Origin of the sequence: Pleurocapsa sp. FMAR1 (assembly GCF_963665995.1) — a bacterium.
Classification (GTDB): Bacteria; Cyanobacteriota; Cyanobacteriia; order Cyanobacteriales; family Xenococcaceae; genus Waterburya.
Genome location: NZ_OY762512.1, coordinates 1480234 through 1492738, shown reverse-complemented (window position 1 = coordinate 1492738; position 12505 = coordinate 1480234). Strand labels below are relative to the sequence as shown.

The 12505-nt window shown below is 38.4% G+C and carries 11 protein-coding genes and 1 pseudogene; 8 read left to right on the top strand and 4 right to left on the bottom strand.

The window, feature by feature from the left end; translation table 11 throughout:
* Window positions 1-65 precede the first annotated feature (65 nt).
* From SLP02_RS07240 to SLP02_RS07230, 3 genes are all read right to left on the bottom strand, one after another.
* A complete protein-coding gene (locus tag SLP02_RS07240) occupies window positions 66-749 on the bottom strand; it encodes a lecithin retinol acyltransferase family protein (protein WP_319419985.1) in 684 nt (227 codons plus the stop codon).
* A gap of 113 nt (window positions 750-862) precedes the next feature.
* Complete coding sequence (locus tag SLP02_RS07235) at window positions 863-2290, bottom strand: NAD(P)/FAD-dependent oxidoreductase (RefSeq protein WP_319419984.1); 1428 nt, start codon at window positions 2288-2290, stop codon at window positions 863-865.
* 238 nt (window positions 2291-2528) lie between these two features.
* Entirely contained in the window at window positions 2529-3992 is a 1464-nt protein-coding gene (locus tag SLP02_RS07230) for a sensor histidine kinase (protein ID WP_319419983.1), read from the bottom strand.
* A 417-nt stretch (window positions 3993-4409) separates the two neighbouring features.
* Between SLP02_RS07230 and SLP02_RS07225 the strand changes: the two genes are divergently transcribed.
* From SLP02_RS07225 to SLP02_RS26550, 6 genes and pseudogenes are all read left to right on the top strand, one after another.
* The gene (locus SLP02_RS07225; protein WP_319419982.1) at window positions 4410-6059 is read left to right on the top strand and encodes an alpha-amylase family glycosyl hydrolase; all 1650 of its coding nucleotides are present in this window, start codon (window positions 4410-4412) and stop codon (window positions 6057-6059) included.
* Window positions 6060-6296: 237 nt separating this feature from the next.
* Window positions 6297-6722: a response regulator gene (locus SLP02_RS07220; RefSeq protein WP_319419981.1), complete on the top strand. Its 426-nt coding sequence runs from the start codon at window positions 6297-6299 to the stop codon at window positions 6720-6722.
* Between the two features lie 153 nt (window positions 6723-6875).
* A complete protein-coding gene (locus tag SLP02_RS07215; protein ID WP_319419980.1) occupies window positions 6876-7562 on the top strand; it encodes a Crp/Fnr family transcriptional regulator in 687 nt (228 codons plus the stop codon).
* A 465-nt stretch (window positions 7563-8027) separates the two neighbouring features.
* Complete coding sequence (locus SLP02_RS07210; RefSeq protein WP_319419979.1) at window positions 8028-8750, top strand: Crp/Fnr family transcriptional regulator; 723 nt, start codon at window positions 8028-8030, stop codon at window positions 8748-8750.
* Window positions 8751-8977: 227 nt separating this feature from the next.
* On the top strand, window positions 8978-10327 hold the full coding sequence (locus SLP02_RS07205; protein ID WP_319419978.1) for a right-handed parallel beta-helix repeat-containing protein: 1350 nt from the start codon (window positions 8978-8980) through the stop codon (window positions 10325-10327).
* A gap of 256 nt (window positions 10328-10583) precedes the next feature.
* A pseudogene (locus tag SLP02_RS26550) lies at window positions 10584-10688 on the top strand (YqaE/Pmp3 family membrane protein); the annotation flags it as partial.
* Window positions 10689-10764: 76 nt separating this feature from the next.
* Here SLP02_RS26550 and tnpA read toward each other — a convergent pair.
* On the bottom strand, window positions 10765-11160 hold the full coding sequence (gene tnpA / locus SLP02_RS07195) for an IS200/IS605 family transposase (protein ID WP_319419977.1): 396 nt from the start codon (window positions 11158-11160) through the stop codon (window positions 10765-10767).
* A gap of 26 nt (window positions 11161-11186) precedes the next feature.
* Between tnpA and SLP02_RS07190 the strand changes: the two genes are divergently transcribed.
* Window positions 11187-12425, top strand: a complete 1239-nt coding sequence (locus SLP02_RS07190; RefSeq protein ID WP_319419976.1) for a transposase — start codon at window positions 11187-11189, stop codon at window positions 12423-12425.
* A 9-nt stretch (window positions 12426-12434) separates the two neighbouring features.
* On the top strand, window positions 12435-12494 hold the full coding sequence (locus tag SLP02_RS26545) for a YqaE/Pmp3 family membrane protein (protein ID WP_413467341.1): 60 nt from the start codon (window positions 12435-12437) through the stop codon (window positions 12492-12494).
* Window positions 12495-12505 lie beyond the last annotated feature (11 nt).

The following is a 12505-nucleotide window of genomic DNA, read 5'->3' as shown; positions in this document are numbered from 1 at the left end:
TAATAGTTTTCGGAGTCTGACAAAACCTGGGCGTTTGACAGAGTAAAAACGCTCAGGTTAAACAATTAACTAAATTCTTGTTGATTACGGACAATATTTTCGGTCATTTCAGCAAGTTCACTTAATTCAATTTCTAATTTGGTAGCTTTTTTTTGATAATCAAGCTTTTTGGCGATCGCAGCACGAGCTAAATCTTCTCTATTGCTTTTTAAAGCCTTTTTAGCTACTTTCTCCCAGACTTGTATTTCGGCGATCGCTTTTTGATATTCAGGCTGGATCTGATTCCAAACTGATTTGATATCTATCAGAGATTCAGTTAGTAGCTGTTGTGCAGTTTTGCTATCTTTACCTTTCAAGGCGTTTTTAATTGGTTCATATAGTTTTGAAGTATCTAGCGTACTCACAAAGGGCAAAAAGTTTCTTACCTGTCGGCTGTCGCTAACGCCTGTTTTACACCAGCTTGCAAAATGTTCACAGTTGTTAAACAGTAAATTATATTCTTGTTCTCCTAATCGGCTTTCGGCTCTTTCGACTACCGCATCTGGGATGTAGCCAAAGCCCTCACTATATTCAGCAACGTAGATAGGGTTTCCTTGGCTAAAAGTTGCTAAATCAGTACTTTCAATTGTTTCACTTGGCTTACGGTAATGAATTACTGTGCCGTCACCGCAGTCAATACCGTAATGTTTATATAGTCCGTCTAGCTGCCACAAGTTTCGATGTGCGTACACGAGATCGCCTTTTGCCATTAAAGTATTTTATTAACTGATGTTAGGCAGTATAACGAAAAATCAGTAGTTTAAAAGTGCGATCGAGGGGTTTGCGTAAGCTTGTGTACAATAAACCCCTTAAGCATAATTGATTATTTTGTAAGCTGTTTTTGGGTTGCTTGCGGTTGATTCCCAGAATGGGCAATATGCCACACTGCTGCCGTCCCACCAACTAATGCCACTGCCGCGATCGCACCAGCGGCAATGCTTGCCAAACCAGCAAAACGTTTGTTTGACTTTGGCTGACCTAGTTTTGTGGGCTGATGATAATGATGATGATCATGAAAAATCTCATCACTCAGCCATTCTGTCGTGGCATTAAAGTTATGTATGGGAGTAGGCAGCATTTCTAAATAGGTAAGACTACGAATCGAGTCTCCTGCTCGACCTTTAACCTTCACTTTATCAAAAATATTAGCGACTCCATTACGGATACCTAACTTCATTAAAGTGCCTCGCATACTGGCATTGACGGGATGCAGTTCTTTATTTTGCGACAGCGCCATTAAATTCTTGGCAATAGTCTTTCCCTCTTGATAGGCGATTTGAGCTACGGGAGGATAGGAGCGATCTAGAACTACAGCACAGTCTCCTGCTGCAAATACTTCAGGATAATTTGGTAGCTGCAAAGTATCTGTCACCATAGGTAAGCCATGTCGATCGCGATTTTTATCCGCAATAGATAAGGTCTTGAGCAAAGGATTATTTGCCGTACCTGCCGTCCAAACTACTGTTTGTGTTGAGATAGTTTTAGTTGCTTCTTCGTTTTCTAGCTGATATTCAAGGCGATCGCGCCCTACTTTAGTGACTTTTGCTCCTAATACTAGTTCAACAGGTATAGCCTTGTCTTTAAGTGCCTTGAGGGCAGTATCTCGCAAATGAGAATTAACATCTCCTTTGAGGATTTCTTGACCGTGATTAACCAACACAATCCGAATGTTGCTAAAATCACCACCCAATTTCTCATACCATTGAGGCAAGAGATCGGCGAGAGTGGCAGCTATTTCCACTCCAGAAGGGCCTGCTCCTACTATTGCTATAGTTAGCAAAGCCTCCCGTTGAGCAGATTCTGCTTGACTAGCTTGCTGAAGACACTCTCTCAGGTGCTTTTCTAAGGCGATAGTATCTTCTTGTGTGCGGAAAGCAAAGGCATTTTCTTCTGCTCCTTCAGTACCAAGATATCCTTGGGTGCTACCTACCCCCAAAACGAGATGGCGGTAATCGTAATGTAATCCAGAAGCTAATTCTAGCCGACGCTGCTTTAAGTCAATCTTAGTTACCTTATCCTGTATGAAAGTAACCTTACTACCCTCTAACAATTTTTCATAGCGGGGCAAAACCTGTTCATTCTGCATCTCTCCCGTCAGATGCTCATAAAGTAACGGTTTAAAGACAAACCTGTCTTGAGAATCGATTAGGATGATAGGCTCGCTATAGTGACGATGGCTCAGATGTAAGGCGGTAAACAGTCCAACAAAGCCACCACCGACGATTACTGTGGGATTGGTTATATTATTCATGATTTTTTTGGTAGTAAAAGTTGGAGTTTAGATAGAGTCTAGATTTTGATGGACTTTTTAGTTCCTGTTTGCTTTTGGCTTTCTAAACTATTTTTTTCATGGTTATCAAAGTAAATATTGCTGTTGCAACTATATTGCTTTAAATTTGTTTAATATTATTTATAATGCCGACCTAATATGACAATCTAGTGTCAATAAAATAACAAAAAAAAGACATCTTATCGGACAAAATACTCTTTTAACTGCTTTTATGCCAAGTAAAGTAAAAAATACTTCCCTTATTTAGCTCCGATTCTAGCCAAATTTTGCCTCCTTGATTTTCGACAGTTTTTTTGACTATAGATAAGCCAATCCCAGTGTTTTCCTTGGTATCTTTTAAGGCGACAGTGTGAAAGATGGTAAAGATTTTCTCTTGATGTTCTAGAGCGATCCCCATCCCATCATCTGCTACTGAAAACTGATAAAATTCCTGACTTTCTTCGGCAGAAATAGTAATTGTGCCATCATCGCGATGATGATGTTTGATACTATTACTAATGAGATTACTAAACACCTGTTGCAAAGGTAAAGCTTCCGTTTGCAAAACTGGCATCTGAGCATCAATATTGATCGTGAATTTGGGTGAAGGAGCGATTGAATCAATAATCTCATGCAAAAGTTGTCGGACATCAACTGTGCTTGTTTCTCTTTTGACTCTTCCTGCACGGGAATATTCTAATAATCCGTCAATAAAATCATTCATGCGCTGGACACGGTTACGCAATAAAGCCATATTCTGGCTAGTATCCTCATCTAACTTGTCTTCTATATCTTCCTCAATCCATTCAGACAAATTAGAAATTGCTCGTAATGGTGCTTTGAGATCGTGAGAAACTATATAGGTAAACTGATCCAATTCTTGGTTACGTTCTTCGACAAGTCTATTAGTTGTAGCTAAAGTCTGGTTTGCCTCAGTTAATTCTTTGGCTTTTTGTGCCAACTTACTTTCAGATTGATAATAAAATCTAATTGCCAGCCAATAACCTACTAAACCACTGAATATAGTTATGCCTATCAAAACGTTGGTAATTCTGGCAATTCTATCCAAACGCTGTTGACGAAGATCGCGCGATCGCCACTCTCTATTTTTAAAGATACTTACCGAGTTGCGGATTGCATCCATTTCTGCTTTACCTTGAGTCAAAAGCTTAATCAACCGTGACGAATTTGTTACTTCTGGTACTGGTCTGACTGTATCTAAGACTTGGGTAAACAAGTTTAACTGACTTTGTACTTGCTCCTCAATCTTTTGTAATTGCTGCTGTTGTTCTGGGTTGTCTTGAGTTGATTTTTTAAGCTCTTGCAACTGCACAGAAATTTCTGGTCTGGCTTGGTTGTATGGCTCTAAAAACTCAGCTTGTTGAGTAATGGTATAGCCACGAACTCCTGTTTCGGCATCTACCAATGCCAACATCAAAACATCACTGTTTCTAATTACTTCTTCGGTATGATCGATCAAGACATAAGCTTCATTTTTGGCATGATATGACCAAATCCAGCCTGCGATCGCTGGTATGATAGAAATGAGCGGAATTGCAATAATTACCGCACCACGATAAGCAATTGGTAATCCCGACCAGCAATTGGAACAGTCTTTATTGCGATTGGGCAAAGCAATTTCTGACCAAAATTGATTCCAGCGATTATTAGTAAACTTGAACATTCACGAGATGGCAGAAGTTAGCAGCAGCTTAAGGTTTCTTGAACATGGTATCCGATTTCTACAAGCACCGCATTTTCTCAAGGCACAATTGACAAAAAGTTCAAAGTTTAAAAAGGCGTTGGTAATTTAAACTTTGACTCACAATACAATACTGTTCGTAGCTATCAGATGCACGCTGCGGATGCAGCGAAGCCCGCCAAGGGCGAACTGCGCGTACGCGCTGCGCTTTTAGAAGTTGTATGTTTTTAGCTGATAAGCAAAATAATGACTTAGCATTACACATTCAGCAACGTCATAATTTTGAATAATAGCAAAGCGACTCATTCTCTTGATAGATGTTGGCAATTGTTAATTTTTTTATACTTGCATCTATAGTTGCGATACTTATAATTACTTTGGGACACTACATTTATTACTATGACTAATTCAATAGAGTTCAAGTTATTTGCTCCACATAATAAAGAAGCTGCCGTTGTTGGTTGTTTTTCTGACTGGCAACCTGTAGCGATGGAAAAAGGTGACGATGGTTATTTTAAAACTAAAGTGGAACTAGAAGATGGAAAATACGAATATAAGTTTCGTGTTCGCTCTCTTAGCTGGTTTTTAGAAACAGATGAATGGGTAGAAATAATCGATCCTTATGCGGTAGATATCGCTCCAGAAAGCCAAAACGGGACGGTAACTATTAAAGAGGGTGCAAAAATTGTCGATACTTATGTCTGGCAGCATGACGATAAATCTTTACCCGCAGATAATCAACTGATCATCTATGAACTCCACGTCGGCGACTTTTCAGGTGGAGAAGATGATCCCAAAGCCAGAGGAAAATACCAGCACGTAATTGAAAAGCTAGACTATTTAGTAGATTTGGGTATTAATGCCATTGAATTGATGCCCGTCAAAGAAAATCCAGGCACATATAGTTGGGGTTATAGTCCCCAACATTTTTTTGCAGCTGAATCGAATTACGGCACTACCGACGAACTAAAGCACTTAATTGATGAGTGTCATGGCAAAGGAATTCGGGTATTCTTGGATGGAATTTATAATCATGCCAATACCGACTGTCCTTTGACGCAAATAAACCACGACTACTGGTTTCATCACGATCCTACCGATCCTGACAATAGCTGGGGACCAGAATTTAATTACGAAATGTACGATGAAAATCTAGATATTAAACCAGCCTGGAAATTCATTGGTGAAAATGTAAATTTTTGGATTGATGAATATCATATTGACGGCATTCGCTATGATGCAGCCAAGCAAATCGCTAACTATGATTTTATGCACTGGATTGTCGATCGCACCAAGGAACATGGCGGGATGAAGCCATTTTTTAATGTTGCCGAACATATTCCTGAAAAAGCAGAAATTACTAATATTGATGGACCAATGGATAGCTGTTGGCACTATAGCTTCTATGCTAACGTAGTTGCTCATCTCTGTGGCGATCGCTATGACCCAGAAGAATTAAAAGACGTGCTTGACTGCAAACGAAAAGGCTTTATGGGTGCAACCAACTTAGTTAACTATCTTAGTAATCATGACCAGACAAGATTAATGGTCGAGTTGGGCAATCGAGGTATTGTAGACGAGGCTGCCTTTAAGCGAGTCAAACTAGGTGCAGCTTTATTAATGAGTGCTGTAGGTATTCCCATGATTTGGATGGGTGAAGAGTTTGGTGACTATCAGCCATTAAACCAAGAATCCAGTAAAATCGATTGGACGCTGATGGCAGGAGACAAAAACCAACATCTTTTCGATCACTATAAAGGCTTGATTCATCTGCGTAAAGAAAACCATGCACTATATACAGAAAACATTGATTTCTTCTACGAAGATGCAGAATCGAAGGTAATGGCATATACTCGCTGGAATGGTGAAGGTTCACAAATAGTAGTTGTGGTTAACTTCTCTGACAACTTTTTAGCTGATTATACGATTCCCAACTTCCCTGCCGATGGTACTTGGCATGAATGGACTAGTAATTATGATATTGAAGCTGGCGATAATCAGATTACGCTCGATTTACCTGAATATGAAGCTCAAGTATTTGTAAAATAATTAAACAGTAAGGGTTTTTCGCCAAAAACCCTTACAATATGTATGTTCGGCTATTTAATTCAACCTGAGTTCGGTTTAAGAATCAGCAGGTAAAGCAGAATCATCAAGAAGCTATTATTAAGTCCGCTAAAGGTCAGACACTCTGTTAAAATCATGTCAGGCTTATAGTCAAGTTGAAAATCAATTGAATCAATTGATTTTCAACTTGACTATATTTATTAGAAGTGTCCGAAAATCATGATTTCCATAACTGTTTTAGTTATTGATGACGACAGTGATTTTAGCAGGTTAGTAAAATTCGTTTTAGAATACGATACCAATTGGAAAATTTTGACGGCCTCCAATGGAGAAACAGGTTTGACTAAAGCGCGATCGCAACAACCAAGCATTATCTTACTTGATATGGTCATGCCTGGCTTAGATGGTTTAGAAGTTTATTATTTACTCAAGTCTAATCCGATTACCCGTTCTATTCCGATCATTTTTGTAACCGCTATGGTCAGTATGGAAAAAATAATTAAGCTGCAAATTACTGAAGATATACAAGTAATTACCAAGCCTTTTGACATTCTGACCTTAAAGAACCAAGTGATTAATGCCTGCGATCGCTATCTTGATGTGCGTTCCCAAATTCGCCTGGCTTTCCTAAACGGAATGCCCTAGTGTCGGACGTTTGCTAGGTGAGCATCTACATATATCTAGCTGCATTTAATCTCATCATCAAAGTTCCCATATATTTCTTCATTCATTGCAACTTAATAGAGTGCAATGCCCACAATGCGTTCGAATTCAGTAGGAAAATAAGTTTCCTCTATATTGAATAATTTTCAAAATAATCTCATACTATCAGCATTACCAGAAAGAGAATATCAGCGTTTTAGCGCTTATTTAGAACCAGTTCAACTTCCTTTAAATAAGATTTTGTTTCAATCTAATCAGCAAGGTGAATTATTCTATTTCCCCACCCAAGGAGTTGTATCTTTAGTTTCGGTGTTAGACGGTAGTTCTACCACAGAAATTGGCTTAATTGGTCGAGAAGGAATGGTGGGAACATTACGATTTTTAGGCAAAGGAACATCTAATAGTCAATCTATCGTCCAATCTCCAGGATGGGCAATGGGAGTTGAGGTAGACGCACTGCAAGCAGAATACGATCGCGGTGAAATGCTACAAAAACTAATGCTGCGCTATGCCTTAAAACTGTTCAATCAGGTAAGTCAATGTTCTGCTTGTAATAATCACCATACCGTCCAGCAGCGAATTGCTCGCTGGTTGTTGATGCTTGACGACCGCAGTGACCAAACAACACTATTCATGACTCAGCAATTACTCGCCAGGATGTTGGGAGTCAGACGTACTGGAGTTACCGAAATCGCCAAGGAATTTCAGCGACAGGGAATTATTGACTACCGCCGAGGAAAAATTGAAATTTTAGATCGCCAAGCATTAGAAACAATTGCTTGTGAGTGCTATCAAGTTGTCAAAGATTGGTCTTCTGTTTGATTCTTGAGGTACACGCATTTAATCTAATTGCTGTGGTTAGTGACGCGGCTATTTCATTTTTATCCTGATTGACCAAGAAATAAATTTCTTGGCTTAAAACTTAAGTCTGTTTAAACAGACTTTCCCTATGAGACAGAGAATTTATTCTCTGGCTATCGAGCTTTCTCCCAGTCCCCCCATCTCTCAGATCGATAAGTGCATAATATCAGTCAATTAGATCGATAACTATTAACGGTTTACCGCTGATGACATCTGAAAAGTCTAAAGGATGCCTACGGCTAGCTTCGCAATCGGTGATTCCTAGCTCTTAGTTTATGTCGGACAACGGACATACAAAATTTATAATTATTAGTATTCTTAACATAAGGCAATTTATCTTAAAATCTTGTATCAATAACTAGAGGTTATTAGTACAAGATTTTCAGCCAGATTGTATTTAAATTTGAATAAATAAATATATTCCAAGTGCGTTCACAAAATATAGAAGAAAAACCAGTTAATCGGCTTTTAGCTGCTTTGCCTCAAGAAGATTATCAACGCCTTTATCCTGATTTAGAATTTGTAGAGCTTCCTCAGCATAAAGTTCTTTTTCATGCTGGAGAACATTATGAATATGCTTACTTTCCCTCTCACGCGATTATTTCTAGCGTCGCGATTATGGAAAATGGTTCTACTACAGAAATTGGAGTTATTGGTAATGAGGGCATGGTGGGATTGCCCATCATCTTAGATACCAGCTATACAAATTCTACCGCGATCGTTCAGGTGGGTGGCAATGGTTATCGAATTAAAGCCCAACAACTACAAAAAGAGTTGAATCGCCAAGGAGCTTTTAAAATACTGCTAATGCGCTATGTTCAAGCTCGAATAATTCAGCTTGGTCAAACTGCTGCCTGTAATCGCTATCACAATCTCGAACAGCGATTTGCACGTTGGTTGCTATCGGTACGAGACAGTATCCAAAAAGATGAATATCAGCTAACTCAAGAATTTATCTCGCAGATGTTAGGGGTGCGCCGTACTGGAGTTACCGAAGTAGCCAGCAAATTTCAAGAAGCAGGAATAATTCACTATAAACGTGGCTTGATAAAGATTGACTCTAAAGAGAAGCTAGAGGCTAATGCCTGCGAATGTTATTGGCTGATTGCCAAAGAATATTCTCGGTTACTCGATTCAGACTCTGTCTAGCTTTGCAGTAATCTCTGACTCAGATTAATATGGTTGGCGATCGCAAAAATATTCTAAAACCTTGACTGAATTTGTATAGCCGATCTTCAAATCAAAGCAATATTAAAAAAAGAGGCACTTTAAAAGTGTGATCGTAATCCTGTTTGTAGTAGTTGTGAAATCACGGTAAACTCAACTTAAAGTTTTTATAAAAGTAATCAGTTGAAATACTCGCAGGTTACTTTTATATGACTACTAATAAAGCATTTAATACTAATTCCAACATTGTTGAAGATTGGCTAGGCGGATACAAACTAGAGCTAGATCTAACTCCAAAATCCTACGCTGACCACTGGACATTAGACTTCGAGCTTCCTTACAAAATCTCTGCTGCTTATGGTGTAGATCTAGTTAACCATGACAACGGTAGCTATACAATCAGTGGTCAAAACGCTTGGGCAAATCTCAACCAAGGACAATCTATTTCTCCCATCTTCATAGTTGAAGACAATGGAAAAAAAGCACTAACTCCAAAATTTAAGGATATATCTGCCAAGGTTTCTTCGCCATCTATTAATGTACCTATCAACTCAGGTTCAATTGCCAAGGTTAATTTAACCTCAAATGGTACAAAAATTATCAATGTAGACAAGGATTTTGGTGGCAATTTAAAAGGTGCGATCGCATCAGCAAATGATGGTGATGTAGTCAAGCTAGGTAGTAAAACTTACTATACTTCTGGAATCACGATTGATAAAGATATTACCATTGATGGTCAAAAAGGTTCTGTTGTCAACGGAGGCGGAACATTGGCATCAATTTTTAACTTAACTCAAGGAGCGACTGGCGCAACCATCCAAGACATAGAAATAACCAATGGTAATAATGGCATCTACGGTAATGGCGCGCATAACCTTACATTGCAAAATCTGAATGTAAACAATATTGGCATAAATAATCCAATTAGAACAGGTTCGAATAATGTCGGTATTGCTCTTGGTCATGCGGACGGACTTAAGCTACTCAATTCCAAAGTACATAATGTAGGTAGAAAAGGCGTTAGTGTTGGAGATACCGACGGAGCGATAATCGGCGGTATCTCAGTACAAAATATTAATCTGGCAGCACAACACTCACAAAGCCATGATGCTGCTGGCATCAAATTTTTTAATACCAACGATGTCATTATTAGAAATAGCTATTTCTCTGATATTAATGCGAATAATATTTGGAACGATACTACAAATGGTACTTTAATCAAAGGTAATAGGATTGTAAATGCAGGAGAAGACTTTTTAGCGCCTAGCTTTAATAAGAATGTGGGTATGGTAGGTATCTATAATGAAAAAAGCTCTAACTCGATTGTCAAAAACAATAACGCTACCTCTGTTGGCAAGTTTGTAGCATTTAATGCAACGGAATTTACCACTGAAACCATGACTCTTGAAAACAACAACTTCTCAAGCTTTGAGATTAATACACCAGACTATTGGGTAAATGAAGCAGCTGAAAAGCTTATTGCTTTAACCGAAAATCCAGATGAGGCAAACTTTAGTTTATTTGCAGACGAATATTTTGCCCAGGCTAATATTTCTTAGAATAGTTCTTAAAATTCAGTAGATTGATTAAAGAACTTAATAAATTGTCTTTGTAAGATCTACGCTCAAAAATTACCACAGAGCGATCGCATATTAAGAAGACATTACATTATCCATTTATCAATGCTTTCTCTATCTTTTGCTATATATAAATAAATTTTTTCTGGCTGATGTTTATAACCTAAGCCAGATTTTTGCTTGATTTATTTTTAATATAAGAATATCAAGTTAAAAAATTAGGGCGCATAGTAATAAAATAGACATTATTAGAATTATTTGTGCAATATTTGTGCCACCTTTAGGAGTATTTTTGCAAACAGGTTTTAGTACTCTACTAGCAATTAATATTGTATTGACTTTACATAAAGGACGGGAGAAATTCATCCCATTGCCTTTAGGCAATGGGATGAATTTCGACACGAGTGATTTATCGCCCGTTAAACTTTGCCTTGAGCAGCAATATATTTCTCAATTGTACTACTAGAAACATTTCCAGCAGTAGAGACAAAATAGCTACGAGTCCACATACTAGGCATCTTCTTGAGGTGTGGAAATTCTTTTCTCAACACATAGGATGAATAACCTTTGATACGGTGCATAATTTGCTTTGGTGCTAAACCTGGAGAGCAGTTCAGAAACAAGTGAATATGCTCAGGTTCAACAGCCAAACTGACTATTTTGCAATCTAATTCGCTAGCTTTTTCGTAGATTAACTCTGTGACTCTAGTATGAACCGCACTCTTGAGGACTTTTCGTCTGCGACGGGGTATCCAAATAAAATGGTAATTGATTAAAGATACAGTGGTATTTGTTCGTCTATAAGATTGATTCATAGACAATATTGTAGTATAGTTTTTTCATGCAGGTCACTACTACTTTAAAACTTAAATTTCATAATCTTAATGCCGTCAAAGCCACTATGTTTGCTGAGACGACAACAGCTTGTACTGTTTTTGGGAACGAACTTTTGGCTGTGCCAATTAAAGAGAGAAAAAAATTGACTACTTCAAAAGTAGTAACACCTCTAAAATCAGCATTAGCCAATCAGGTTATTCGTCACTGTAAAGGCAAAGCTGGTAAGAAAGCTAAGAAATTTAAACTATTGCCTCCAGAAGCAAATTGTCAAAACTGGAGGCTATTTAAAGTAGGTGATGTCTACTCCGTTTCTTTTCCTACCTTGTTTGGCATCAAAAGAGTACCAATAGCAATTAAATCTCGTCATTGGCAACCAATATTAGACAGGCTTTTAGCTAATGACAAATCTTTGACTAAAGGTACACTCAAGTTGTGCCAGTACAAAGGTAAATGGTATGCACTAATCTCAGTCACTGAGGAAGTTCCAAAGCTGATAGCAGACAATCGAGTCGGGGTAGATAGAGGGCAAAATCAAATTGCTGTTGCTGCACCAAAAAAAGGATTTGGATTATTCTTTTCAGGATCACAGGTCAAGCATATTCGTCGCAAGTTTCAGCAGCGCAGAAAACAGCTACAGAAGGCTGGTAAATATCGTGCTGTTAAGAAGCTAGAGCAAAAAGAACAACGTTGGATGAGGGCAGTAAATAATACTGTGTCTCGTCGTATTGTTGATTTTGCTGACTGGCAGAATGCCGACTTGATACTAGAAGATTTGTCTGGCTGCCGTCAGACAATGAAACAGAGAAAGAAATCTCGTTCTGATAATGCCAAGTCTCGTCATGCTTGGGCGTACTACGATCTCGGGCAAAAGCTAGAATATAAAATGGCTAAACTTGGCAGACTTGTCCATGTCAGACCTCCTCATTATTCTTCTAAAACTTCATCTGTTAACAGCGTTATTGGCAAACGCAATGGGCATTGGTTTAAATGCACCTCTGGCGCAAAATTAAACTCTGACTTTAATGCTGCTCGTAATCTCGCTATTTGGGACTACCGTAGTTGTCCAGTAGATTATCTAAAAGCTGTATCTGCAATGGATACAGACAATCTATTGGACGGGGTAATTGGCAATCCCCTGAACTCCATGAACATCATAAATGGGAGAGCAGAACAATTGTGTCTGTTCGATACTACCAATTTTGAGACTAGACGGGAGAATCCCACGTTTTTAGCGTCAGCGTAAACGTGCGGAGTGTCAATTGGCTATATACCTGGAATCATTCATGCAATCTGGATAATTGCCAGGGAATAAATTAAAGTTAT

Excerpts from the sequence above, each read along its gene's own strand:
- SLP02_RS07205 (WP_319419978.1), top strand. The coding sequence starts at position 8,978 with ATGACTACTAATAAAGCATTTAATACTAATTCCAACATTGTTGAAGAT.
- SLP02_RS07225 (WP_319419982.1), top strand. The coding sequence starts at position 4,410 with ATGACTAATTCAATAGAGTTCAAGTTATTTGCTCCACATAATAAAGAA.
- SLP02_RS07220 (WP_319419981.1), top strand. The coding sequence starts at position 6,297 with ATGATTTCCATAACTGTTTTAGTTATTGATGACGACAGTGATTTTAGC.
- SLP02_RS07230 (WP_319419983.1), bottom strand. The coding sequence starts at position 3,992 with ATGTTCAAGTTTACTAATAATCGCTGGAATCAATTTTGGTCAGAAATT.
- SLP02_RS07240 (WP_319419985.1), bottom strand. The coding sequence starts at position 749 with ATGGCAAAAGGCGATCTCGTGTACGCACATCGAAACTTGTGGCAGCTA.
- tnpA (WP_319419977.1), bottom strand. The coding sequence starts at position 11,160 with ATGAATCAATCTTATAGACGAACAAATACCACTGTATCTTTAATCAAT.
- SLP02_RS07190 (WP_319419976.1), top strand. The coding sequence starts at position 11,187 with ATGCAGGTCACTACTACTTTAAAACTTAAATTTCATAATCTTAATGCC.
- SLP02_RS07235 (WP_319419984.1), bottom strand. The coding sequence starts at position 2,290 with ATGAATAATATAACCAATCCCACAGTAATCGTCGGTGGTGGCTTTGTT.